Consider the following 24,668-nt stretch of genomic DNA (forward strand, 5'->3'; position numbering starts at 1 on the left):
CATGAATAGAATTAATGTAATAATTGGAGATGAAGGATTGTGACTCAATCATTAAATTATGAATTTAAAATTGGCATTGCTGCTCTTAGTTGGATTAATGAGATATGCCAGAATTAGGAGATAATTTTTCCTTAGAACAAGTCTTGTCAGAGATGAACTCACTTGGGTATGTGGCTACAGAATTGGGAAGAAAATTTCCGTCCGAGATAGAGGAACTGAAAGAAATTTTAAAAAAGTATCAATTAACCTTAGCAAGTAAATTTGTTGGGGTTATATTTTCTGATCCTGAATTAAGAGAGAAGGAATTAGAAAAGTTTTCTCAATGGGTTGATTTTTTAGAGAAAATGGGTTGTAAGCACGTCATTATCTGAGAAATGGGCGACTCAATGCATTGGGATAATCGGCGCTTAGATGATAAAAAAGTCGTTCAACTTTCAGATGTAGAATGGAATAGTATGGTTCAAGGATTAAATAAAGCTGGTGATGTGGAGCAAAAGGAGGAAATTGACCGCCTAATGGAAACAACAGACTCAAATTTGGTTCACCTCTTATTTGATAAAGGTCATTCAGAATATGGAAACTATAACCCGTTAGAACAACTTCGAAATCATTATGATCGTATTAAGTATGTCATTTAATAGATGTTCGGAAATCAGTTTTGTCTAAAGTGCAGTCAGGGCAACTGGATTTCAGAGAAGGTGTACTGACTGGAGTGTTTACTGTACCTGGTGATGGTTCGGTTAACTTTAAACTTATTTTAGAGGAATTAATGTTCCGTAGTTATAAAGGGTGGTTAATTGTTGATAGTATTTAGTTTTAAGTATTTTGAAAGCGCCTAATAGCTCTTAACTAATCAGTCTAGTTAAGAGTTCATATTAATATTTAGAGGAGGAATTTGATTATGACATTAGGATTTGGTGTAGTAGGAACAGGTACAATAGGGAAAGAGCATATTAATCGAATTACTAATAAACTATCGGGAGGAAAAATCGTTGCAGTAACAGACTACTTCGAAGAGTCAGCCAAAAAGACAGTTGAACAATATCGATTAGATGCCGTTGTCTATTCAGACGATAAAGCGTTAATTGCTGATGAAAATGTCGATGTTGTTCTTGTGACAAGTTCAGAAGCAGCACATGAAGAAACGGTGCTTGCTGCCGTAGAAGCGGGAAAATATGTTTTTTGTGAAAAGCCATTGGCAACAACAGCGGAAGGTTGTATGAGAATCGTTAATGCAGAAATGAAACACGAAAAGAGATTAGTTCAAATTGGGTTTATGCGACGTTACGACAGTGGTTATGTTCAATTAAAGCAAGTAATTGATACTAATGAAATTGGGGAACCATTAATGATTTATGCTGCACACCGTAATGTTGCTGTAGATGAAAGTTATACAAATGAAACGGCCGTAGTAGGTACATTAATCCATGAAATCGATGCGTTACATTGGTTAGTGGGTGATGATTATAAAACAGTGCAAGTTCTTTTCCCTAAAAAAACCAAGGCTGCGCATTCAAAGTTACAAGATCCCCAAATTTTCATAATTGAAAGTAATAGTGGAATTGTCATGAATATTGAGGTTTTTGTAAATTGTAAATACGGTTATGACATTCAATGTGAAATTATTGGTGAAGATGGTATTGCTAAGCTTCCTGAATTTCCAAGTGTTATTACTCGGAAAGATTCTAAATTAAGCACAGGAATTTTAACGAACTGGAAGGATCGCTTTGTAGAAGCATATGACATAGAAATACAAGACTTCATGGATTCTGTTATTAAAAATGGAGAACCAGAGGGACCTTCATCTTGGGATGGTTATATTGCGGCAGTTACTGCTGATGCCTGCTTAAAAGCGCAAGAAACGGGTGCTAAAGAGCCAATCTCTCTTAAAGAAAGACCAGATTTTTATAATGATGAAAGGACTATTCAAAAAACAGTTTGATTTTTACGTCATAGTAAGGTGGAAGAAATGAAATAGAATGGAAGGTTATCTGACTTTTATGGCATATAACAGCATGGTATCAGAGTAAAACTTTAAGGTAGCGGTCTTTGGTTCTATAAAGATATTACTAATAAGCTAGTATTACATAGTGCGAATTGGTAAATACTGGCTTATTATTATTATTCTATTCGATTGTAATCAAAAATATTAAAAGATAGTTGAAAGCGATTACGCAATTTGGTCCTCTTACTGAGCTGGCAAGTTAATTTAATACCAGGATGAAGTTATGTAATGATTACGAGAGGGGAAAAGGTAAAACGGTGAGATTGTAAATTGGTCTTTAAAAAAACTTTACCCTATCTATTTCTTATATGCCTCTAGAATAGAGGTTGATAATAGTATTAAAATCATTTCAAATCAAAAACTAATCATTTTTATAAAGAAATTCAAATAAAAAGGTGATTATATGAAAATGAGTGATGTTGCGAAACTAGCTAATGTATCTACTGCAACGGTTTCAAGAGTTATTAGCAAACCTAATAGCGTAAGTATAGATAAACGGCAAAGAGTTTTGGATGTAATTAAGGAACTAAATTATCAACCACATATAATTGCTAGACAATTTAAAACAAATAAAACAAAAACAATACTAGTAGTTGTCCCGGATGTAACCAGTGCTTTTTTTGCCGAAGTCCTAAGGGGAATTGAGCATATAGCAATAAAGAATGATTACCTAGTAATTTTAGGAAATACAGAAAATAAAATAGATACTGAAAAAAAGTTTGTGAATTTGTTACCTCAAAGACAAGTAGATGGAATGGTAATGTTAACAGCCAGACTTGATAAAAAGACATTAGAAGACCTTTCAAAAAAATATCCGTTGGTTCTTGCGTGTGAATATATAGAAGGATTAACTGTACCAACTGTTTCTATTGATAATATTAGCTGTGCTAGAAAAGTGACAGAACACTTAATTAGACTAGGACATACTAAAATTGCACATATCACTGGTCCGATTAATGTCATTCTTAGTAGAGATCGATTGAAGGGGTATCAAGAAGCGATGATTAATAATGGTTTAGATATCGTTAAACTATATATTCAAGAAGGTAATTTTTGTTTTGAATCTGGATATGATCAAATGTCAAAATTACTAGCTTTGGAAGATAGACCTACAGCAGTGTTTATTTTTAATGATGAAATGGCTATGGGGGCAATTAGGGCTATTAAAGATAGTGAATTAAACGTTCCGGAAGATATAGCAGTTGTTAGTTTCGATAATGTCTATATGTCATCTGTATGTGAACCTAGAATAACAACAGTTAATCAACCTAAATATGAAATCGGTAGAATAGCAATGGATTTATTATTAAAATTAATAAATGGGGAAGAAGTACAAAATAGCAAGATTATTTTAAAGGATGAATTAATAATAAGAGACTCCTGTGGCTCCCGGAGTAGACAATATAGGGTTAGAGGTGAACAAACATGAGAGAGTAGTTGTTTGTTCACAAATTCTAATGGGGATAATTGGATTAAGGAAGCTAGAGCACTGGTCTAAAAGAATATACGTTCTGTTATGGGATATTATACTTGGTTATAATAATTGTTAGAGGTGATAATTCATGTGCTGTAGATTTACTTTGACAGCAACTAAAGAACAAATTGAAGAACAGCTGCTCATAGAACTATTTGATTATCAACCAAGATTTAATATAGCTCCTAGCCAGCCTATATTAAGCATTGAGCAAAAAGTAGGGCTGGTTTCTTAAGGTGGGGTGCGGTCAATAATACGAGTATAGGTAAGAAGATTGAGGTCCTTCGGCATTGTAACAGTGTCGGAGGACTTTTTTGAGATTGAGAGTGTCAGAAAACTTGGAAAATGGAGAAAAAGTTCATCATAAGGGGGATGAAGCCCAAATCCATGCTCAAACAAAGAGAAAAAGTTCATCATAAGAGAGATGAAGCCCAAACCCACGCTCAACCAAGGAGAAAAAGTTCATCATAAGGGGGGATGAAGCCCAAACCCATGCTCAAACAAACAGGAAAAGGCGTGTTAAGACTGTAGAGACTCCTGATAAACATAATTAAAGCCTACTAAATTGATAAAGCTCATTATTCATTTCAAACTTGCAAAAATTACATACATATAATTCTACTAAAAAACTCAATCTTAATGAGCAGCTGTCGTTCAATATGCTATAATTCAGTTTTGGACGAAAACTATTAAACATTTTTGGTGTTGAATAATGCAAGTAGGTGGACGCATGAATACACTTATAAAGACATATCGTTGTCCGATTACTATAACGAATAAAGCGAAGGATAAGATGCGAGTGCTCGGGATCGAGGAGCGTTCGTTTTTTTCGTTGGAGAAATCGTTTCGTATATATATAGAAAAATATCCGCAGACGGAGGATCGCCCTCTTTCAGTAGCTTTTTACGTAGATAATGAGGCAAATGTACGGATGGCCGATATGTACGATGGGCTTGTGGTCATACTGCATTGTGTCGTTGAGAAGGACCGTTTTATTGTAACGAATGTAACGACGAAAACGGCGCGTGCCTCTGTGCATACAAACTGGCGCCGGTCAGTCGACTTAACATTTGATTTGAATGTTCAGCGGGGGAGTACGATCTCGTTTGAATTACTAAGCTTGATTCACGGAATGCCCGTTGCGCAGGAAAGTTCTACGTACGTAAAAAAACGTATTGCAAGTTGGGAAGGTTACCTGAAAATTCAGGAACGTTCGGCGGATATCCCAGATATGGACTGTAAGTATTCGGGTCTTACATTCAATGGTGATTTTACCCGGATGACCATTACTGGCTGTGAATTAGATGATAAGCAATGGAAATCACTCAAAGATTTGAGCGTTAAATTAAAAGGACTAGACCAGGATGTTGGAAAAGTAATAAAAGCGAATCGTTCTGCTCGTAAGGTGGAAGTAGAACTGAACAAAAATATGGAAGAACGGGCTAGAAAGAATCAGATTGACCTGAAGCAAAAAGAAGTGGTTTTCAGTAATTTTGCAACGTTAAGCCAGGTGAAAAGACTGCGGCAAGGATTTAAGAACTTAGAAAATGGCTTAGCTGCAAATCCAGAGCTGGAGCAACTTTTATTTGAAAATAAGCCACCGGTTCGGCCTCTAAAAAAGCTACCACCACTTCAGTTTCATAATCGATTAAATGAGTTTCAGAGGGAAGCGGTCACAGGCGCTATGTCTGCGGAAGACTTGTACGTCATTCAAGGACCGCCTGGAACCGGGAAAACAACGGTTATATCTGAAATCTGCCTGCAAAATGCACGAGCAGGGCTGCGCACACTAGTCGCGTCGCAGTCCAACTTGGCGGTTGACAATGCTCTTGGTCGATTGTTGGAAAATAAAGATATTCGCATTCTTCGAGTGGGACGGACGGAAAGCATTGAAGAAGAAGGCAAAAAGTTCATTGAAGAAAATGTAGGACAGTATTGGAAAGACCATACATTAAAAGAAGTTTCCACACAATTTGAAGCACGACAAAAACGTGAAACGGAATTTGAAGCAGAATGGACGGAAAATGAACGGAAGCTAGAGGAGCTAGAGCCAGAGCTTGCTCGTTTGGAAGCGGAGATTGAAGCAAAAAAGAGAGCGAAAGAACAAGTTAGTGAAATTGAGACTAGTATCAAAGAGCATAGAAAGAACGTGCAAACGGCCGAGCATGAGCAGCAGTCAGCTCAGCAGCGTGTGCTGGAGGTCGAGCATTCTCTCCGTTTGTTGGACGAAGAAATAAAAAAGGATGGTATTTTTCTTCGTGATGAGCCAAACAGTGACGCTATTCAAAAAAAGTACGATGCCATCCAAACAGAAATACAACAACTACAGCACAGTATCGCCTGTCATGATCTTGAAAATAACGTTGCTGAAAAAATGCAAATCTTCGAAAAAGCTAAAGCTGAATGCAAAACTTGGGCCGAGGAAACGGTAATGTTGGATGCGTTAATCACAAAAATAACGGACGTCAAACAAGTTGACGGTTTAAAATGGATCTTACTTGAACAAAACCTGGAACGGCCGGTAAAAGTTCAGGAGCTTTTGGAAGAACTAAGAGAGATTCGGGCAGAAATCAAACAGCTCGAAAAATTAAAAGAATACAATGACAAACTAAATGGTGCGGTTTCCTATATAGAACAACTATTAAAAGGGCAGCGCATTTCGTTTGACCAAGTTCAGCAGCGTGCTCTAAATCGCTCAGTTGTTTATACAGCGGTGGAAATCGATCATTTTTTAGATGAACTTAGAAGCAGATTAAAAGGTAACACAAATATCTATCCACAAATGCTTTTGGCAGCTCTTGAAGGATTGTATAGCAGGAGGCACTTTGTGCGGAAAAAGGCTGTACGGCTAAAGCCATTTGATACGTATAAAAACATGGCACAGGAAGCCTTCAGGCAACTAAAGCAAGAAATGCTCAATCACCTTCAGAGTATACAGGAAGAAAACAAAAGGTCCTATCAAAAGTGGCAGCAGAAGGTGGATGAGCAGAACGCAGAACTTCAACCACTTCAAAATAGATTGAAAGAAATGATGGAGGATGCAGAACCGATTCCGAATGCTCATGAACTGCTTCGACAAAATGAAGCGAAGGCAGTAGAGCTTCAGAACAAGAAAAACCAGTATGAGCAAGTAAAAGAACGGGTTGATACAAATCGTCAACAAAGTGAGGAAGTAACGTTGCAACTTCAAGAAGAGGAGCAGAATCTTGCACAAATCGAAACTCGTTTAGAAGAGTTGTATAGCTTGATTGCAGAGAAGGACGAAGAGCTAATTCCTTCTTATGAAATTCTTGAGAACGAACCGGAAAAAGAGCATGAAGAAGTCTTAAAGCAAGTGGCGAGTTTTACTTTTACACGGGAGTCACTAAAACAGGAAAAACAAAGGCTTCCTCTTTTTCAGTCCATTCAAGGACAATGGCTTTCCTTGCTTGAAGAAGCAAATGACCACGATCTAGATGAAATTCGCAAACTTTACGTCAAGCATGCTAACGTTATTGGAACAACATGTGTGGCATCTGCACGGAAGGACTTTATGGATAGCTTCCCTGTCTTTGATGTCGTAATTATTGATGAAGTATCAAAAGCGACCCCTCCAGAGCTTCTTTTGCCAATGCTAAAAGGGAAAAAAGTCATCTTAGTCGGGGACCATCACCAGCTACCACCTTTTTTGGGAAACGATACGCTAGAAGAGACTTTGCAAGAAATGGCGGACGAAAGTGATGACTTTGAAGGGAAAGTGGAATTAAAAAATCTGTTAAAAGAATCGTTATTTGAAAGGTTGTTTAAAAACTTGCCGAAAAGCAATAAAACAATGCTTGCTATTCAGTACCGGATGCACGAAAACATTATGTCAACTATTTCGCCATTTTATGAGCAGGAAAACGAACGACTCCAATGCGGTTTGCCAGATTCCGATTCACAGCGGGATCACTTGCTAGAATCGTCACTCATTCACCGAGACAATCATTTATTATGGCTCGATATCCCGAACGAGCCCGCCTTTTTCGAAGAAAGAATGAAAGGTGGAAAAAGCCTCTTTAACTCGGCTGAATTGAAAAGAATTGAGGAGTTGTTAAAGGAACTCGACCAAGCGACGGCAGAGGCGAAGCAAGCTGGAAGAATGAAGCAAGATGAGAAGAAAAGCATTGGTGTTATTAGTTTCTATGGGGAACAAGTCAAACGAATTGACCGCCTAATTCATCAGGAGCTACGCTTGGACCACTTGACGATTCGAACTGGGACCGTCGACCGCTTTCAAGGGATGGAAATGGATGTCATATTGTTAAGCATGGTACGTAATCACGATAACAAACAGGATGATATTGGTTTTGCCAAAGACTATCGCCGTTTGAATGTCGCTCTATCTAGAGCAAGGGAACTGCTCGTTTTAATTGGCAGTACGAAAATGTTTACCGAAAAAGCAAGACAAGCAGCAACTAGACAAATGTATATGCACGTATTAGAAGCGGTCAAACAACAAAATGGTCTGCGCACGCTTGAAGAGGTGAGCCTGCATGGATAAATTAACAACACGGTTACGAGCGAGTTTGCTTGAGAACTCAGCTGTTGAAATCAAAGAGTCTGCTATTTGGTATGTGCCAGTTGAAATTCTTGATGTGACATTTAAACGGGTGAAGCGATCTAAAATGGATATTCTCATGAAGATGATCCTTCTTGCGGTAGAACAGACAGATATCCGGCGCGCTGCTAATTTGTCGGAAATGTTGTTAGTAGAGGAACTCTTTATTGCAGATTTGATGGAAAAAATGCAGCGCACAGGCTTGATCTACCTCGAAAGATCCATTTTTAAGCTAACAACGAAAGGACAAGAACAACTGCAGACAGGTATCCTGGAAGAGGAAATGGAAGAAGAGGGGACAGAGCTTTTTTACAGCTCAGTTCATGATGAATTTATGCCAGAGTCTACCTCCTCCTTATCCGAAGTAAATGAAGGTTGGAAGCTTTACCGTTACGCAGAGATCCAGGACTTTAACGATAACGATCGAATCTTTCATGTTCTTTCCGAGCAGGAAAATGGCTTAGACGAAAACGGCTTCCAAACAGTTGTAAGTGAATTAATAAGTTTTGAGCAACAGACTGTCGAACACGTTCCATGTTTGGAATTTCAACTATATAACAAAGAACAGGATATCTACTATGCACGCGTTTGGAATACATGGCTTGCACGCTGGGATGATAAGCTTGAGAAACAGATAGAAGAGCATGAGCGGGTTGAATGGAGAAGAAAGTGGATAGAAGCTTAGGAAAGTTACGGACTGAATGTTCATATTGATAAGAAAAGTTATCAAAATGGGAGTGATTTGGTATGGGGACAATCCATTCTTCAGAAAAGTTAGTGAGATATATTTCGAACATGAATAGCGACAATTCTATGTTTTGATTTTCTAATCCAGGAAAAGGAAAATTCACTCTTGTTTTACAAGAACAAGTTAACAAGTCTATAAAAGATGAAGCGAAAGCTAATCCTGAACTAGAACATATAGTTAAAAAATATGACTTCGGTATGATGCCGGAGTCTTTTTCTTATTAATTTAGCACTATTGTTTGTGGTGTAGCGCTTAATCGACATGGCACTAACTACTATTATGTGTATTATGAATTTCTTCTTTTTATTAAGAATTTAATTTTTATAAAAGCTAGAGATCAATTAAATTATTTAAATCTTTTATTTTTAACACAATATTTTCGTTGACTAGTAAAGCGTTATCATGATAAATTTTGATTAAGCGCTTCACCAAAAGTGATTTTGTAATTGAACTTTATAAATGATGTGTTTGAACCTTAAGACGAAAGCTACTAACCATGCAAGTAAATACCAAGAAACAAGGAGTCGATTAGAATGAAAAAGGTAAAAGTAGGGATTGTTGGATTAGGAAGATTAGGTAGACAACATGCAGAAAATTTAGCTTTTCGCATTCCGGGTTGTGAATTGACGGCAGTGTGCAGCGTGATCGAGTCAGAGGTTGAGGAAGTCCAAAAACAATGGAATATCCCATATGGCTATACGAGTTATGAAGAAATGCTTGAAAATAAAGAGCTTGATGCCATTTTTATTGCTTCTCCATCAGGATTTCATTGCGATCAAATCAAAAAAGCACTGGCAGCTGGGTTTCATGTATTTAGTGAGAAGCCGCTTGGTCTGTACTTGGAAGAGGCTCTTGAAGTACAAGAAGCTGTTAACAATCACCCTGACCAAGTCTTTATGTTGGGATTTATGCGTCGCTATGACCGCTCGTATATGGCAGCAAAAGAAGCGATTGAAAGAGGGGAAATTGGTGAGCCATTCATGATTCGTTGCTATGGTTTAGATCCAGCTTCTAAATTGGATGGGTTCTTACAGTTTGCTCGTGCGAATTATAGTGGAGGATTGTTCTTGGATATGTCGATCCATGACTTTGACTTAGCGCGCTGGTACTTAGGTACGGAAGCAAAAGAGACTTGGGCAATTGGTGGTGCTTATGCACGCCCTGAGTTTGACGAAATCAATGATGCTGAAACGGGAGCAGCGATGGTTCACTTTGAGAATAATACGATGGGGATCTTTGTAGCTGGTCGAAATTGCGCACATGGGTATCATATCGAAACAGAAATTATCGGAACAAAAGGTTCTCTTCGAATTGGTACAGTGCCTGAAAAAAATCAAGTGGTAATCATGAAGGAAGAAGGAGTAATCCAGGAGTGTTTCGATGGATTTTTAGAGCGCTTTGAGCAAGCGTACCAAAAAGAAGCGGAAGAATTTATCAATTGCATTATTGAACAAAGAAAACCGGAAGTAACGGTTGAGGATGGAGTCAAATCAACAGAGCTTGGGTATGCGTGCAAACAATCGTATGAAAGCAAAGAGTTAGTAAAGTTAAATGAGTTCATAGCAGTAGACTAAGGAACTAAAATGAGAGACCGATTATTCCTCGAATGGTACCTATTAAGTCAAGGTAAATGGTATAATTAGAATCAAAAATAAAGAGGGATATGAGATGAAACCTACTATATATGATGTTGCAAAGGAAGCAGGCGTCTCTATTGCTACTGTTTCCAATGTCATCAATAACAACGGCCGTGTAGGGGAGAAAACGAGGCAAAAAGTATTAAAAACAATGGAACAACTAGAGTATTCCCCTAGTGTTGTAGCTTCTGCATTAACAGGGAAGAAAACAAATACAGTCGGGCTTTTGATTCCTGATATCTCTAACCCTTTTTTTGCTGATATTGCAAGGAGCATTGAAGATAGAGGAAATGAACTTGGGATTAGTGTGATTATTTGTAGTACGGATAATCTTGAAGAAAAGGAAAAGAAATATATTTCTCTTCTGATTCGTAAGAGTGTGGATGGATTTATTCTAGCTTCAGGGGTAAAAAGCTTAGATCTATTGGAAGAGGTCATGGAAAAGAAAATTCCTGTCGCCCTGATCGCAAACGACATCCCATCATTGCCAATTACGACTGTAACTATTGATGATTTTAAAGGCGGGTATATTGGGACCAAACACTTACTCTCCTTAAATCATACGAAAATTGCCATGATTGCCGAACATGCCTGGAGCAATATTCAACGAATTAATGGATACAAACAGGCGCTGTTGGAACAAAATGTAGAGCCAAAGGAAGAATACTTCATCAAGACAGAAGCAACGATTGAAAGAGGCAAACAAGCTGGATTGCAATTGCTCAATTTAGAGGAGCCACCATCAGCGATCTTTGCTTGCAACGATTTATTAGCCATTGGCGCGATCGAGGCAGCTAGAGAACTTGGATTTGATCTTCCAAACGATTTATCTGTCATTGGGTTTGATAATACTGTTCTTTGTAGGCTAACGGTTCCAAAGCTAACCTCTGTATCCCAACCCATTCATGACATGGGGAAGAAAGTGTTTGACATGCTTTTAGATAGTGATTTTACTAATCAAAAGACACTTTTCATGCCGGAGTTGGTTGTAAGAGAGTCTAGTGGAAAATATACGGATACAGTTTAGTTTTTAAGTGCCTGTTACTTTTGAAGACAAGTGACAGGCATTTTTTTTGTTTCGGTTATACACTGTTTGAAACCAGCCTGTGCATTCGCTTATTTGCAGCTTAATTACGTACGTTATTGAACGGGCATTAATAACATAAATATAGTTAGCGAATAACCAGCTTTGTAATAAAATAATGAAAGATGGGACAAATAGAATAAAATGGTAATATGAATGTAGTTCACGAATAGTTTCTAATTCATTGGAGAACGATGATCAATGGTTTGTATGATTCTATCATATTCATTTACCGAGGAGAGACAGGAGACAACAAATGCCTAAATACGTTCTATTCGATTTTGATGGAACCTTGGCCGACTCTAGGAATGTTTTCATTTCTGGATGGAACGCCTTTGCGGAAAAATATCAATATCGAAAAATTAAACTTGAGGAATTACCCTCACTGAGAAAGTTATCAATCCTTGAAAGAGCCAAGCGTTTGAACTTTCCAATCTTGAAAACGCCACTCATTATTCCAGACTTCTACCGTTTCTACCTGAAAAATGCAAAGGAGATCAAATTGTATCCTAGAATGAAAGAGGTACTCGATACGTTAGAGCGGCAGGGGCATAGCACCGCCATTATTTCCTCTAATTCAGAGGATGTGATCAAAGAGGTATTACTGCGTAATCAAGTATTAAATATATCAAGGGTGTTGAGTTCGAATGTCATCTTTGGCAAAGATAAATTAATTCGCAAATTTCTTAAGGAGCATCAACTAGAGAAATCTGATGTTATCTATGTCGGAGATGAGCAACGGGACATTATAGCCTGCAAGTCAGCTGGAATCAAGGTCATATGGGTGAGCTGGGGTTATGACGCGAAAGAGCTTGTGCAGGAACAAAACCCTGATTACCTTGTGTATACACCGAAGGAGCTGCTGGAGGTTGTTTTGCAAGAACTCGGCAGATAAAACGATTAAATTCCTAGTCACATACAGAGTTTTGTGTGACTAGGTGACTTTCTAGTAGTTATAGGATTTGTTTTCTTGCTACGAGGTTAGTTCAGCAAAGAAATTTTTGATTAAATTTATTAAGGCAGATTTATGCTGGAGGGGTTAGCGATATGATATTGGTGAGTTCCTGCTTAGCGGGCTTGAAGGTTAGATATAACGGCACGCACAGTTTAAATTATGAAATAACTAAGCTTGTAGAAGAAAATAAAGCTTTTACAATATGTCCAGAATTACTCGGCGGATTTTCAACTCCCAGAGAGCCTGCTGAAATAGTGGGGGGAAACGGAGAAGATGTACTCGATGGAAAGGCTAAAGTAATTGAAAAATCAGGAAAAGATGTTACGAAACTTTACATAAAAGGAGCTTATGATACACTTGAAAAAGCTTTAGAATTAAATGCGACAATAGTGGTTCTAAAGGAAAATAGCCCCTCTTGTGGCAGTTTAAAGATTTATAACGGCGAATTCATTGGAGAAAAAATTGAGGGGATGGGTGTTACTTCTGCTTTATTAAAAAGAAATGGATTAAGAGTAATTTCGGAAGAACAGTTTGCTGAAACCTTTCTATAGTGCTGGCTTCAAGGATTTCTACAGCTGAACTGTTTTCCACAAATACTTATGAGAAAGAATAAAATAAGATATCCGTTTTTAAAATTTTGTGAAAAACGCTTGGATAAATTACATCCAAACGTTTTTAATTCTGTGGGCTAGAGCCACGAGTGATCAAAGGAGCTATTCTATTTACGCATTTGAACGAAACACCTTAACCTCTCCTTGTGACTTCACTTGTTTCGGTTGATTGAGATAGTGATAAAGCACACCCATGAACAAGCTTCCGCCGATAAAGTTCCCGATGGTAACGGGAATCAAATTATGAATCGCTCCACCATAGCTAATCGTCTCAGGATGCTCTAATACAAGCGCAATGGCAAAGGCACCCATATTAGCAATGCTATGCTCATAACCTGAAATAAAGAAACAGAATACAAGTAGCATCATTGTAAAGATTTTCGCTCCTTCTGATTTCATATTCATCGGAAGGAAGAAGGCTAAGCAGACAAGCCAGTTACATAAAATACCTCGAAAGAAAAGCTCTAACCAAGGAGCGCTCATTTTTTGTCCAACGACACTAAATAAGAAACTGTTCACAGATGGATCGTTAAAAAGTCCTGTTAGAAAGATGATGTGTGCAAATAAGATAGCACCTAGAAAGTTACCAACATAACTCATACTTAATAATTTCAAAGCATTAGACCACATCATTTTCTTCTGCAAGCATGTATACGTATAGTAAAATGCGTTGCCGGTAAATAAATCACCGCCACCAAAGGCAATGAGAATAATCGCCGCTCCGAACGTAATTGCAGCAACTGGATATGTGAATGGAGATCCTTCTACATAAAAAAGATTTCCTGTTTTAAATGCAACAATGACACCAAACCCTATAAAGAGACTAGCTAAAATCGCTCGAAATACGTAACGAAAACGACTTTCGCTAAAAGCCTTCTCTTTTTTTAGGGCTAGTTGTTCAACTTGTTGTAATGCATGATGTTCCATGATAACTTCACCTTTTCTTTTGCCCCTTTTTGACAGAGGTTTAACTTCGTTGTCTAAACAACTTTACTACTATAACAAAAGATGAGGATTGGAACTAGAGGGAAAAATCAAGGTAGGCGTTTTCATTTGAAAAAAATTTTTTGAGTGTATTTTTTATTTGTTTATTCAAAAAATTGTCAGTTTATTGGTAATAGCAAACCAAAGGTTTAACCCTTGCATAGAGCAGGTTTGAGCCTTTGGCTTTAAGGGAGTGGTACACATGCTTGTCATTTCTAACTAGCTTTTAAAAAGCTTAGAACTATTATATAATAGGAAGTAAATATTTTAATCTAAGAAAAATTCTGATAAACTGTAATTAGGTTTAATTCATCAGAAAAGATATAGGCGCCCTCGCTTACTGAGGTTGCCTAAGTAGGAGCGCCTATATCTTTTCTGCAAATTCTAGGAGAAAAGGTTGGTAGACATGAGCAACAGAGAAACGAAAACCGACGTCATTTTAATTGGCGCTGGAATCATGAGTGCGACTTTAGGAACACTCTTGAAAGAATTAGTACCAGAATGGGAAATTAAAGTGTTTGAGAAGCTCACCAACGCAGGAGAAGAAAGCTCTAATGAATGGAATAATGCAGGAACTGGACATGCGGCACTGTGCGAGCTTAACTACACCGCTGAAAAAGCGGACGGATCAATTGATATTAGTAAAGCGATAAAAGTTAATGAAGACTTTCAGGTGTCAATGCAGTTTTGGTCTTATCTTGTAAAAAGCAAGCTTTTACGGAATCCACAGGATTTTATTATGCCATTGCCTCATATGAGTTTGGTCCAAGGCGAAGAAAATGTATCTTTCTTAAAAAAACGTTTTGAAGCGCTTTCAGAAAATCCATTATTTAAAGGCATGGAACTTTCCGAAGATCCAGAAAAACTGATGGAGTGGATTCCGCTAATTATGCAAGACCGTACTTCTAAGGAATCGATTGCAGCAACAAAAGTTGACTTGGGTACTGATGTTAACTTTGGTGCATTAACACGAATGTTATTTGATCACTTGAAGACTAAAAATGTGAAATTAAACTACAAACATAGTGTTACTGATATTACACGTACTAGTGATGGATTGTGGGAATTGAAAGTTCGGAATCTCGACAGTGGTATGGTCGAAAACCATACGGCAAAATTCGTCTTTATCGGAGGCGGAGGAGGAAGTCTTCATTTACTACAAAAATCTGGTATTCCTGAAGGGAAAAATATCGGTGGATTCCCTGTAAGCGGAATATTCCTTTCCTGTAATAATCCAGATGTTGTAGCGAAGCATCATGCAAAAGTATACGGCAAAGCTAAGGTTGGTGCGCCGCCAATGTCTGTTCCGCATCTTGACACGAGATATATCGATAATAAAAAATCATTGCTATTTGGACCGTTTGCCGGATTCTCACCAAAGTTTCTAAAATATGGTTCAGTGTTTGATCTGTTAACATCTGTAAAACCGGATAATCTCGTAACGATGTTGGCAGCAGGCGCTAAAAACATGTCATTGACAAAATATCTAATTCAGCAAGTCATGTTGTCAAAGGAAAAGCGTATGGATGAGTTACGTGAGTTTATCCCAAACGCAAAAAGCGAGGATTGGGATTTAATTGTAGCGGGCCAACGTGTGCAAGTAATTAAAGATACAGAAGCTGGTGGCAAAGGAACGCTTCAATTTGGTACAGAAGTAATTACAGCCGAGGATGGTTCAATTTCAGCATTACTGGGTGCTTCTCCGGGTGCATCTACAGCCGTTTCTGTTATGCTGGAGGTCATTGAAAAATGCTTCCCTGAACAGGTAAAAGAGTGGGAACCAAAAATTAAAGAAATGATTCCTTCTTATGGTGTGTCACTAATGGAAAACCCAGAACTTATTGAAGAAATCCATACTTCAACAGCGAAAACTCTTGGCTTTGAGGATAACAAACAAAATTCGAAAAGTAAAAACGATATGTTACAGCAAGCATAAATTGCCGTTTGGGCAATTTATGCTTTTTCCTTTTAGGGGAATCTTTATAAAAAGGATAGATTACCTAAAATCGTTACTGTAGTATTAAGTTATTTATTTTGTATTGGTAACCAAATATACGTTTTGTGCTAATATCGATTTGTTTTCTTCTATTACCCAATATGTGGGTGTGTTATATTGTATTTGTAATAAACAGTTATTACTCGTTTGAGTAATCGCTTACCCTAGCATACTTATTTACGACGATATATGCAGATTTCCCATCAAAAGGATTAAAAACCTGATTTTCGGAATTCACGCGGTGAATAGCCAATGATTTTCCGGAAGAGCCGTGAGAAATAATTTGGATCGTAAATTCCTACGGCAGCAGATACATCACTTATAGTCAGTGTATGGTCCTTCAAATATTCAACTGCACGAACCATACGTAAGCGGTTTAGATATTCTACTGGGGGAAGTCCAGTCGCTGACTTAAAGATTGACCGAAAATAACCGAGACTGATGTTTTGTTCACGGGCGTAATTGGAAAAATCGATCTGTTCGGTAAGGTTGTCCTCAATAAACTTTTGGGCTTTGCGATAATATTGTTACGTGGACTTTCTTTGTTAGGTACAATGGCAAACTGGCGTAATCTTGCTCTTGAAATGACAATTAGAATCAAGTTCAAATAGTCCTGCTTGACCTGCTCAAAAGCAAAGTCTTGTTCCTTTTGTTCGTGAAGAATAATTTCCATCATCTTTTGAACCCGTTTAGCCTCAGGTACCGACAAATGAATGATGTTCTGACGGTTTAAATCAGCAGGTGAAATTGGATTGTTGCTTTCAGGTTCAGTCAGATCCTTGATCAATCCACCGAATTGTTCTACCCACCAATCAGCAATTTCTTCAGGGTAAAACTGACAGTTGTACATCGAAACTGGGGTTTCAATGGTATATGTATGCTCCTGGTGTGGAGGGATGAGAAACACATCGCCCGGAATCAATGGCATAGAAATATTCTTGAATTGGTGGAGACAGGAACCTTTTGTAATCAAAACAAATTCCTGAAAATTATGACGATGAAGTGGAACAGATTCCACTGTATGGAACTCTTCCAAGGCAATGGCACTCTTATCAGTACCCTTAAAAGGAAAATATGGGATCATACGTCACCGCTCCTTATGTTACTCGTTGATATCATAATTATAAATTATTTAAAGAAGGAAAATAAGATGAAAATGGGTCTAAAGGAAGGTTACGACCTTTTCTTGTGTTGAGTTCCAATCGAAATATAATCTATAAAACTAAAAAGGAGAGAGTCTAATGAAAATTGCATTTAATCAAGCTACTACCCTTAAATCATCTACCCTTTATGATGACCTACGTTTTTGTGAGGAGAACGGGTACGATTTTATCGAAATCAGAATTGATAAGCTAAAGGAATATTTAATCGACCACTCAGTGGAAGATTTGAAGAATTTCTTTCAAAATTCTCATATTAAGCCTTTATCGTTTAATGCTATTGAATTCTTTACCTTCCAACCTGATACGACGTTTAATCTAATGAAAGAAGACGTTCGTTTAGTGGAATCAGTAGGGAAAGAAATTGGTTGCGACTTGGTCGTAGTGGTTCCAACCTTTGACATTGGTGATGTCACATGGAGTCAGATCAAAGAAGAGACAAACAAACGCCTCAATGAGTTTCTAACGTTAACGGAAGCATCAAATTTCAGATTTGCCCTAGAGTTTGTTGGTTATCCGCATTGTTCGATTAATACGCTTGATGGTACCTTTGAAATCGTAAAAGAGGCAAATAACAATAGGGTTGGGCTCGTTGTTGATTGTTTCCATCTGTATGCGATGAATTCCAACATTTCATTATTAAATGAAATATCAAAAGAACAAATTTTCTTATTCCATATTGACGATGCGGAAGATATTCCAGCAGGGGTTATTCGTGACCACCAAAGAGTATGGACAGGGGACGGTGTCATTGACCTAGATCGTATTATTAAATTAGTTCAAGCTACCGGATTTGACGGTCCTGCATCGATTGAGTTGTTTAGACCTGAATACTGGAATATGAAGCCTGAAGAATGCATTAAGGAAGGGAAAGCGAAAACGGAATTAGTATTAAAAACATTACAAATTGAAGTGAAAAATTGAATTTAGTGGAATGAAATAATTATCCTAAAAGTTAAGCGCTTATCAAGAGCTAGTAGCACAATGTAAACTAATATCCAGACAACTATGACGTATAATTCACTCCTTTATTCGTATAATAGGAAAGAAGGAGTGATACATATGGCGAAGCGTAATGGCAAAACAAATGCTGATCAAAAAAATAAACAGGGATTTGACTCAAGTAAAACCGATTCAGAGTTCTCTAAAGAACCGGGTAGTGCAGCAGCTAATAGAGCGCACAAAGAAAAAGCTAAAAAAATGAAATCATCTAAAAATCAAGGAGAATGGAAAGGGATGAATTAATCCTTTTTTAGCGTCTAATGGGAAACTCGTCCCAATATTATGGGGGTGTCTCAAAGGTTTTTACCTTGTGGGACACCCCAAAAAACTTTACAGAACACCTTTGTCTATTGATAAATTCTGAAATCTCCAAAATTAATGTTTAAACTCATGCTGTCCAATCACAACGGTTGTTTCTCTTGTATCTAGCCAACGATTTGTAGCAATATCAGGATTATAGAAGAATAATGAATCTTCGGTTATATTTCTCATGTCTGATAATGCGGCATCAACGGCCTCGATAGACTCCTCATCAGCTGGTTGATCGACCTGGCCATTCATTACAGGTTCAAATTGTCCAGGCTCATAAATGACTTCTTTTATCGTATCAGGAAATTGTGGACTTTCTAGTCTGTTTAAGACCACATCCGCTACCGCCACTTTTCCTTTGAAAGGTTCTGTCTGCGCTTCGGCTCTTACGATTCTAGCAAGTAGATCTAGTTCTTTTTCTGAGAGATTTTCACCGTGATCCGTGCTTGTTTCGCTACTTGATTTGGAAGTGCGTTTCTCTTTATGTAAATGAATGTGCTGGCCTACATATATTAGATCAATATTTGCAATTTGTGGGTTTGCTTTTGATAATTCTTCTAATGTTAATCCATTCTTCTTTGCAATTTTCATCATGGTGTCACCTTTTTGCACGGTGTAAGCAAAAGTAGTCTCAGCAACAAATAGAGCTGCTAGTAAAGTTAGTAGAAAAATCAGTTTCCTCATAAAGATTGCGTCCTCCTAGTACATTTTGTTTTTTGAAAGCTCGTCTAACACTCTTATCCCTATGAGAGAATCAGAAAGAATAGTATTACAGTATGTTTACATAGAGATTACAATGTTGGTAAAAGGATTGGAATTACAATGATAATGTTGATTTCTGATTAATATGTTAACTTAAAAAAATAAATGGTTGACATTTGGCGTGTGTAAATGTAAACTTTTCTAAAAATATGGTTAACATTCCCATGGGAGGGATGCAGAATCTATGAATGGCGATCGACCACTTCAAATAAGAGTTGAAGTCTTTTCAAAAATTAGAAAAGCCCCCTTCCTTATTCGATTAGCAAGTGCTCTAGGTTATGCATTCAATCCAAAGGCGGATTCGTATGGGGGATAAATTCTTCAGTATAAGAATGAGAGCAGCAAAGGGAGGTCCTCATGAAAAAGGTGGAAAGCATATTTCCGGTGGAGAGATTCTAGCAAGCTATGAAGACATTCAAAAAGCAGTGAATGATTTGGTGGAAAAGGCGCTTACGCATTCAAGAGGAAATCCAGATTTTATGCAAATTCAATTTGAAGAAGTTCAAATGCCTGTTCACTTTTTAGCACCCTTGTCGATCACAACCAATCACGTTTTAAGTGTAAGGGAGGGGCATCAACTGGCCATGCAGATGCTAAGAAAATGCGGCGTACCCGGCCTATCCATTGAAAAAGCTTACGAACTCATCGCACAGTCGGAAAATGTTGGGATGAGAGGAGCAATGCTCTTACACGTTCAGTCGGGTGAACGTGTTGACAATAGAGGCGAAAAAGGAGTGCGTGTTTCTCGGATGGATTGGGATGCAGCCAACTTTGATAAATGGGCGATAAGACAGGAAATGCCGAGAAATGCAAGGGTCAAAGAAGCTATTACACTAGCAACCAAAGTCGCTAGTCACCCTGAAATCGTTGCTGAATTATGTTGGTCTGATGATCCTGATTACATTACAGGGTATGTGGCAAGCGAAAAAATAGGGTACCAGCGAATTTCAAAGCTAAAAGAATATGGCGATGAAAGAGGCTTTCGAATTTTTTTTGTGAAAGATGCTCTGAACCTAGATAGTTATATACATTATCTTGAAAAAGAGCCCACACTACTTTATTGGGAGGAAGATGATGACACACGAATTAATTAAAAAAAGTAAAAAACACTTATGGTTACCTTTCACACAAATGAAGGATTATGATCTAGATCCTCTCATCATAGAAAGTGGAAATGGCATCAAGGTGAAAGACATTCATGGTAAGGAATATTATGATGGGTTTTCATCTGTGTGGCTAAATGTCCACGGGCATCGTAAAAAAGAATTGGATCAAGCGATCAAAGATCAGTTAGAAAAAATTGCTCATTCAACACTATTAGGAATGACAAATGTACCAGCGACAGAACTTGCTGAAAGATTAGTTGAATTAACACCTGATGATCTCACTCGCGTTTTCTATTCGGATAGTGGTGCCGAAGCAATGGAGATCGCACTGAAAATGGCCTTTCAATATTGGAAAAACATAGGGAAGCCCCAAAAACAAAAGTTTGTTTCGATGAAAGAAGGCTATCATGGCGATACGATCGGGGCGGTAAGTGTTGGCGCGATTGAGTTATTTCATCATGTCTATGGTCCTCTAATGTTTGAGAGTTTTAAAGCGCCGATTCCGAATGTATATCGATCAGAAAGCGGGGATCCAGACCAATGTAGAGATGAATGCTTACAAAAACTTGAAGAACTTCTAAAGGAACATCACGAGGAAATTGCTGCTCTTTCAATTGAATCTATGGTACAAGGTGCAGCCGGAATGATTGTTATGCCAAGGGGGTTTCTACAAGGAGTGCGCGCTCTATGCACAAAGTATGATGTGTTAATGATCGTAGACGAAGTGGCGACTGGCTTTGGTCGTACAGGAAAAATGTTCGCTTGTGAGCATGACGGTGTTCAACCTGATTTAATGGCTGCCGGAAAAGGCATAACCGGTGGGTATCTACCTATTGCCGTCACATTTACGACAGAAAAAATATATGAAGCATTCTACGATGACTATGAAAATTTAAAAACGTTTTTTCATGGTCACTCCTATACCGGAAATCAATTAGGGTGTGCTGTTGCTTTAGAGAATTTACGCCTCTTTGAATCGGAACGCATTGTTGAAAACGTTCAAAGAAAATCAGAGCACCTGAAGGAAATCCTATTAGACCTATATTCATTGCCTCATGTTGGGGATATTAGACAATTAGGATTCATGTGCGGCATTGAGCTTGTACAAGACAAATTAAAGAAAACACCTTACCCATTTGAGAGAAGAATTGGTTATAAAGTTTCGTTAAAGATGAGAGAGCTCGGGATGCTCACAAGACCGCTTGGAAATGTCATTGTATTTATGCCTCCACTTGTCAGTACTAAGAGTGAACTAGAATCAATGGTGAGCATTATGAAGGAGGCGATCGAAAGCGTTTGCGAAGAGGAGGGGGCTGCTTTTGAGCGCAGCGTTTGATTCTTGGCTATCAGAAAAAATCACCACAATAAAAGAGCATGACTTGTACCGTGAGTTAAGAGTTATGAATAGTGGTCCTAAGCCAATGGTTGACATGAACGGACGAAAAAAGTTGATTTTTTCGTCCAATAACTATTTAGGTCTAGCAAGTGATCAGCGACTGATTGATGCAGCGAAGTCCACGGTCAAAGAATTTGGGATTGGTAGCAGTGGATCAAGATTAACAACTGGTAACAGTTGCTGGCATGAAAAACTGGAAGAAAGAATTGCTAGCTTCAAGCAAACAGAGGCTTCATTGCTTTTTTCTAGTGGGTATCTTGCAAATATAGGTGTTTTGTCATCCTTACCCACAAGCGGAGATATCATCTTAAGTGATGAGTTAAATCACGCTAGCATCATCGATGGGTGTCGCCTTTCAAAAGCTAGGACACTTGTATACAAGCATGTTGATTTACAAGATCTCGAAAACAAACTAAAAGAAACAAAGCCATTTACTAGACGGTTTATCGTGACAGATGGTGTATTCAGTATGGATGGAACGATTGCGCCACTAGATCAAATCATTGCTTTAGCAAAAGCGTACGATGCCTATGTGATTGTCGATGATGCACACGGTACAGGAATTTTGGGTAAAAATGGAAGAGGGATAAGTGAGTATTTTGGAGTCAAACCAGATGTGTTGATAGGGACCTTAAGTAAAGCTGTTGGAACAGAGGGAGGGTTTGTCGCTGGATCTTATGTGTTAAAAGATTTTTTAGTAAATCAAGCACGAACATTCATTTTCCAAACCGCAATTTCGCCTAGTGTGTGTGCTGCTTCTTTTGAGGCGATTAACATCATTGAAAAAGAGTCTAGAAGAAGAGAGGCATTAATGGAAAAAGTGATGTTGATTGGAGATAGACTGCGAGCATTAGGGTTTCACGTGAAAGGGAATAAGACACCGATTATTCCTGTCATTCTTGGAGAAGCAAAAAAAGCTGTATCGGTTGCCAATCAGTTACAAGAATATGATATCTTTGCCCCTGCCATCCGCCCTCCAACGGTAAAGGAGGGAGAATCTCGTATTCGTTTAACGGTAACCGCAGAGCATTCCAATGATGATATCGATCGATTAATCAAGGCTTTCGAAACGATACGCAACGATACGCAACGAACCAGAGGTGATTAAGTGAAGGGAATTTTTATAACAGGGACGGATACAGATGTCGGGAAAACTGTTATTTCGAGTGGGATTGCCGGAGTGCTAAGGGATCAAGGTGTAAATGTTGGTGTGTTCAAACCTATGTTAAGTGGAATCAAGAGAGACGATCCAGAAAGTGATACATATTGGCTGAAAAAGATGGCAAAGACGCCACTTACCCTTGAGGAAATTACTCCATTTCAATTCGAACAACCATTGGCCCCGGCGGTTGCACAAGAGCTAGAAGGAACGAGCATCACGCTGGAAGATATTTTAAAGCATTGGGAAACCATTCGAGAAAAACATGATTATTTCATTGTTGAGGGAGCTGGTGGAATTTCCGTGCCATTAGGAAAGGACTTTTTAGTCAGTGATGTAATCAAAGCACTTAACTTCCCGGTACTAATTGTCGCCCGACCGAATCTCGGGACGATTAATCATACGTTTTTAACGGTGGAATACGCCAAAAAATTAGGCTTAACAATTGCTGGAATCATTATAAATGGAACGAGTGAACAGGGGGATTTAGTAGAGAAAACGAGTCCTAACGTCATAGAAGAAATGTGTTCAGTCCCCATTTTAGGAATCATTCCAAAAATACCATGTATAACTGATGTGACCGTTAAGCAGTTAATTGAAGATCATATAAATGTAGATCAACTGGAGGGATTAATATGATGCAATGGTTGGAACTATCAAACAAAGTACTAGAAGGGCAGGAGCTAACGAATGACGAGGCTTTGTCAATATTAGAATGTCCGGATGACGAAGTGTTGCTTTTAATGCATGCTGCTTATCATATTCGCAAGCATTATTACGGAAATAAAGTGAAGTTGAATATGATTATGAATGCAAAGTCTGGGTTGTGTCCTGAGAACTGTGGATATTGCTCTCAATCTTCTATTTCGAATGCACCAATTGATTCGTATCGATTTGTAAATAAGGAGACAATTCTTACAGGTGCTAAAAAAGCGTTTGAGCAAAATGTAGGTACGTATTGCATCGTTGCAAGCGGCAGAGGGCCTTCCAATAAAGAAGTTGATCAAGTAGTGGAAGCAGTAAAAGAAATTAAGGACAGCTATGGATTAAAGGTATGTGCCTGTCTAGGGATCTTAAAACCAGAGCAGGCGGTTCGTTTAAAAGAAGCTGGTGTCGATCGCTATAATCACAACTTAAATACTTCAGAGAGTCATCATGATCAAATTACTACGTCACACACGTATGGTGACCGAGTCAATACGGTTGAAATTGCGAAGGAGTCCGGACTTTCTCCTTGCTCTGGAGTCATCGTTGGGATGAAGGAATCGAAACAAGATGTCGTTGATATCGCAAATAGCTTGAAGGCACTTAATGCTGATTCAATTCCTGTAAACTTTTTACATGCTATAGACGGCACTCCGCTAGAGGGAGTAAATGAATTACATCCCCTCTACTGTTTAAAAGTCCTAGCTCTGTTCCGTTTTATAAATCCAACTAAAGAAATTAGGATTTCTGGAGGGAGAGAAGTTAACCTTCGTTCGTTACAGCCACTAGGTCTGTATGCTGCTAATTCAATCTTTGTAGGGGATTACTTAACAACAGCAGGACAGGAAGAATCCGAGGATCATAAAATGCTTAAAGATTTAGGCTTTGAAGTAGAAAGTGTTGAAGAAATGAGAGAGAGCTTAGCGACAGAAAAGTAATAGAAAAAGTAAAAGAGAGGTGCACATCTAAACGCATCTCTTCTTTAGGAGGTGCTCT

Annotated in this window: 23 protein-coding genes; 19 read left to right on the forward strand and 4 right to left on the reverse strand. The window is 38.2% G+C overall.

Features of this window, described 5'->3' with window-relative positions:
• Window positions 1-104 precede the first annotated feature (104 nt).
• From SAY88_RS09635 to SAY88_RS09690, 11 genes are all read left to right on the forward strand, one after another.
• The gene (locus tag SAY88_RS09635; RefSeq protein ID WP_332631370.1) at window positions 105-371 is read left to right on the forward strand and encodes a sugar phosphate isomerase/epimerase family protein; all 267 of its coding nucleotides are present in this window, start codon (window positions 105-107) and stop codon (window positions 369-371) included.
• A gap of 15 nt (window positions 372-386) precedes the next feature.
• A complete protein-coding gene (locus SAY88_RS09640) occupies window positions 387-638 on the forward strand; it encodes a hypothetical protein (RefSeq protein WP_332631372.1) in 252 nt (83 codons plus the stop codon).
• A gap of 20 nt (window positions 639-658) precedes the next feature.
• Window positions 659-814 (forward strand): hypothetical protein, encoded by a 156-nt coding sequence (locus tag SAY88_RS09645; protein ID WP_332631373.1) that lies wholly within the window; start codon window positions 659-661, stop codon window positions 812-814.
• Window positions 815-901: 87 nt separating this feature from the next.
• Window positions 902-1,942 (forward strand): bifunctional inositol 2-dehydrogenase/D-chiro-inositol 1-dehydrogenase, encoded by a 1,041-nt coding sequence (iolG, locus tag SAY88_RS09650; RefSeq protein ID WP_332631375.1) that lies wholly within the window; start codon window positions 902-904, stop codon window positions 1,940-1,942.
• Window positions 1,943-2,408: 466 nt separating this feature from the next.
• A complete protein-coding gene (locus tag SAY88_RS09655) occupies window positions 2,409-3,434 on the forward strand; it encodes a LacI family DNA-binding transcriptional regulator (RefSeq protein ID WP_332631376.1) in 1,026 nt (341 codons plus the stop codon).
• Between the two features lie 775 nt (window positions 3,435-4,209).
• On the forward strand, window positions 4,210-8,001 hold the full coding sequence (locus SAY88_RS09665; RefSeq protein WP_332631379.1) for a DEAD/DEAH box helicase: 3,792 nt from the start codon (window positions 4,210-4,212) through the stop codon (window positions 7,999-8,001).
• Window positions 7,994-8,743 (forward strand): hypothetical protein, encoded by a 750-nt coding sequence (locus SAY88_RS09670; protein ID WP_332631381.1) that lies wholly within the window; start codon window positions 7,994-7,996, stop codon window positions 8,741-8,743. Before SAY88_RS09665 ends, SAY88_RS09670 begins: the two co-directional genes overlap by 8 nt.
• Window positions 8,744-9,339: 596 nt before the next feature.
• Window positions 9,340-10,380 (forward strand): Gfo/Idh/MocA family oxidoreductase, encoded by a 1,041-nt coding sequence (locus tag SAY88_RS09675; RefSeq protein WP_332631383.1) that lies wholly within the window; start codon window positions 9,340-9,342, stop codon window positions 10,378-10,380.
• A gap of 94 nt (window positions 10,381-10,474) precedes the next feature.
• Complete coding sequence (locus tag SAY88_RS09680) at window positions 10,475-11,470, forward strand: LacI family DNA-binding transcriptional regulator (protein WP_332631385.1); 996 nt, start codon at window positions 10,475-10,477, stop codon at window positions 11,468-11,470.
• 313 nt (window positions 11,471-11,783) lie between these two features.
• On the forward strand, window positions 11,784-12,422 hold the full coding sequence (locus SAY88_RS09685; protein ID WP_332631387.1) for an HAD-IA family hydrolase: 639 nt from the start codon (window positions 11,784-11,786) through the stop codon (window positions 12,420-12,422).
• Between the two features lie 152 nt (window positions 12,423-12,574).
• Complete coding sequence (locus tag SAY88_RS09690) at window positions 12,575-13,033, forward strand: 2-thiouracil desulfurase family protein (protein WP_332631388.1); 459 nt, start codon at window positions 12,575-12,577, stop codon at window positions 13,031-13,033.
• Between the two features lie 171 nt (window positions 13,034-13,204).
• On the opposite strand, the gene SAY88_RS09695 is transcribed toward SAY88_RS09690, so the two are convergent.
• Window positions 13,205-14,020 carry a formate/nitrite transporter family protein gene (locus tag SAY88_RS09695; protein WP_332631389.1) on the reverse strand — a complete coding sequence of 272 codons (816 nt, stop codon included), beginning with the start codon at window positions 14,018-14,020 and terminating at the stop codon, window positions 13,205-13,207.
• 463 nt (window positions 14,021-14,483) lie between these two features.
• Here SAY88_RS09695 and SAY88_RS09700 point away from each other — a divergent pair, with 463 nt between their 5' ends.
• A complete protein-coding gene (locus tag SAY88_RS09700; protein WP_332631391.1) occupies window positions 14,484-16,013 on the forward strand; it encodes a malate:quinone oxidoreductase in 1,530 nt (509 codons plus the stop codon).
• A 272-nt stretch (window positions 16,014-16,285) separates the two neighbouring features.
• Here the strand turns inward: SAY88_RS09700 and SAY88_RS25955 are convergent, their stop codons facing one another.
• Both SAY88_RS25955 and SAY88_RS09705 read right to left on the reverse strand, forming a co-directional pair.
• The gene (locus SAY88_RS25955) at window positions 16,286-16,573 is read right to left on the reverse strand and encodes a helix-turn-helix domain-containing protein (protein ID WP_431308854.1); all 288 of its coding nucleotides are present in this window, start codon (window positions 16,571-16,573) and stop codon (window positions 16,286-16,288) included.
• Window positions 16,459-17,157, reverse strand: coding sequence for an AraC family ligand binding domain-containing protein (locus SAY88_RS09705; RefSeq protein ID WP_332631393.1), 699 nt, complete (start codon window positions 17,155-17,157; stop codon window positions 16,459-16,461). The genes SAY88_RS25955 and SAY88_RS09705 overlap by 115 nt, the downstream gene beginning before the upstream one ends.
• A 157-nt stretch (window positions 17,158-17,314) precedes the next feature.
• Here SAY88_RS09705 and SAY88_RS09710 point away from each other — a divergent pair, with 157 nt between their 5' ends.
• Both SAY88_RS09710 and SAY88_RS09715 read left to right on the forward strand, forming a co-directional pair.
• Complete coding sequence (locus SAY88_RS09710; protein ID WP_332631395.1) at window positions 17,315-18,157, forward strand: sugar phosphate isomerase/epimerase family protein; 843 nt, start codon at window positions 17,315-17,317, stop codon at window positions 18,155-18,157.
• 138 nt (window positions 18,158-18,295) lie between these two features.
• Window positions 18,296-18,478, forward strand: coding sequence for a hypothetical protein (locus SAY88_RS09715; RefSeq protein WP_332631397.1), 183 nt, complete (start codon window positions 18,296-18,298; stop codon window positions 18,476-18,478).
• Window positions 18,479-18,610: 132 nt separating this feature from the next.
• Here the strand turns inward: SAY88_RS09715 and SAY88_RS09720 are convergent, their stop codons facing one another.
• Entirely contained in the window at window positions 18,611-19,228 is a 618-nt protein-coding gene (locus SAY88_RS09720; RefSeq protein ID WP_332631399.1) for a cell wall hydrolase, read from the reverse strand.
• A 383-nt stretch (window positions 19,229-19,611) separates the two neighbouring features.
• On the opposite strand from SAY88_RS09720, the gene bioW reads away from it, so the two are divergent.
• From bioW to bioB, 5 genes are read left to right on the forward strand one after another with little or no spacing between them, the layout of a single operon-like run.
• On the forward strand, window positions 19,612-20,400 hold the full coding sequence (bioW, locus tag SAY88_RS09725; protein WP_332631401.1) for a 6-carboxyhexanoate--CoA ligase: 789 nt from the start codon (window positions 19,612-19,614) through the stop codon (window positions 20,398-20,400).
• Window positions 20,381-21,748 carry an adenosylmethionine--8-amino-7-oxononanoate transaminase gene (gene bioA, locus SAY88_RS09730; protein ID WP_332631443.1) on the forward strand — a complete coding sequence of 456 codons (1,368 nt, stop codon included), beginning with the start codon at window positions 20,381-20,383 and terminating at the stop codon, window positions 21,746-21,748. Before bioW ends, bioA begins: the two co-directional genes overlap by 20 nt.
• Window positions 21,732-22,916, forward strand: coding sequence for an 8-amino-7-oxononanoate synthase (bioF, locus tag SAY88_RS09735; protein ID WP_332631403.1), 1,185 nt, complete (start codon window positions 21,732-21,734; stop codon window positions 22,914-22,916). Before bioA ends, bioF begins: the two co-directional genes overlap by 17 nt.
• Window positions 22,917-23,606, forward strand: coding sequence for a dethiobiotin synthase (bioD, locus tag SAY88_RS09740; RefSeq protein ID WP_332631405.1), 690 nt, complete (start codon window positions 22,917-22,919; stop codon window positions 23,604-23,606).
• On the forward strand, window positions 23,603-24,610 hold the full coding sequence (gene bioB / locus SAY88_RS09745; protein WP_332631406.1) for a biotin synthase BioB: 1,008 nt from the start codon (window positions 23,603-23,605) through the stop codon (window positions 24,608-24,610). Before bioD ends, bioB begins: the two co-directional genes overlap by 4 nt.
• Window positions 24,611-24,668 lie beyond the last annotated feature (58 nt).

Origin of the sequence: Halalkalibacter flavus, from assembly GCF_036663575.1 — a bacterium.
Classification (GTDB): Bacteria; Bacillota; Bacilli; order Bacillales; family Bacillaceae_D; genus Halalkalibacter; species Halalkalibacter flavus.

Excerpts from the sequence above, each read along its gene's own strand:
- SAY88_RS09640 (WP_332631372.1), top strand. The coding sequence starts at position 387 with ATGCATTGGGATAATCGGCGCTTAGATGATAAAAAAGTCGTTCAACTT.
- SAY88_RS09690 (WP_332631388.1), top strand. The coding sequence starts at position 12,575 with ATGATATTGGTGAGTTCCTGCTTAGCGGGCTTGAAGGTTAGATATAAC.
- bioA (WP_332631443.1), top strand. The coding sequence starts at position 20,381 with ATGACACACGAATTAATTAAAAAAAGTAAAAAACACTTATGGTTACCT.
- SAY88_RS09670 (WP_332631381.1), top strand. The coding sequence starts at position 7,994 with ATGGATAAATTAACAACACGGTTACGAGCGAGTTTGCTTGAGAACTCA.
- SAY88_RS09655 (WP_332631376.1), top strand. The coding sequence starts at position 2,409 with ATGAAAATGAGTGATGTTGCGAAACTAGCTAATGTATCTACTGCAACG.
- bioB (WP_332631406.1), top strand. The coding sequence starts at position 23,603 with ATGATGCAATGGTTGGAACTATCAAACAAAGTACTAGAAGGGCAGGAG.
- SAY88_RS09675 (WP_332631383.1), top strand. The coding sequence starts at position 9,340 with ATGAAAAAGGTAAAAGTAGGGATTGTTGGATTAGGAAGATTAGGTAGA.
- SAY88_RS09665 (WP_332631379.1), top strand. The coding sequence starts at position 4,210 with ATGAATACACTTATAAAGACATATCGTTGTCCGATTACTATAACGAAT.
- SAY88_RS09720 (WP_332631399.1), bottom strand. The coding sequence starts at position 19,228 with ATGAGGAAACTGATTTTTCTACTAACTTTACTAGCAGCTCTATTTGTT.
- iolG (WP_332631375.1), top strand. The coding sequence starts at position 902 with ATGACATTAGGATTTGGTGTAGTAGGAACAGGTACAATAGGGAAAGAG.
- SAY88_RS09695 (WP_332631389.1), bottom strand. The coding sequence starts at position 14,020 with ATGGAACATCATGCATTACAACAAGTTGAACAACTAGCCCTAAAAAAA.
- SAY88_RS09715 (WP_332631397.1), top strand. The coding sequence starts at position 18,296 with ATGGCGAAGCGTAATGGCAAAACAAATGCTGATCAAAAAAATAAACAG.
- SAY88_RS09635 (WP_332631370.1), top strand. The coding sequence starts at position 105 with ATGCCAGAATTAGGAGATAATTTTTCCTTAGAACAAGTCTTGTCAGAG.
- SAY88_RS09705 (WP_332631393.1), bottom strand. The coding sequence starts at position 17,157 with ATGATCCCATATTTTCCTTTTAAGGGTACTGATAAGAGTGCCATTGCC.
- SAY88_RS09710 (WP_332631395.1), top strand. The coding sequence starts at position 17,315 with ATGAAAATTGCATTTAATCAAGCTACTACCCTTAAATCATCTACCCTT.
- bioW (WP_332631401.1), top strand. The coding sequence starts at position 19,612 with ATGGGGGATAAATTCTTCAGTATAAGAATGAGAGCAGCAAAGGGAGGT.
- SAY88_RS09680 (WP_332631385.1), top strand. The coding sequence starts at position 10,475 with ATGAAACCTACTATATATGATGTTGCAAAGGAAGCAGGCGTCTCTATT.
- SAY88_RS09685 (WP_332631387.1), top strand. The coding sequence starts at position 11,784 with ATGCCTAAATACGTTCTATTCGATTTTGATGGAACCTTGGCCGACTCT.
- SAY88_RS09700 (WP_332631391.1), top strand. The coding sequence starts at position 14,484 with ATGAGCAACAGAGAAACGAAAACCGACGTCATTTTAATTGGCGCTGGA.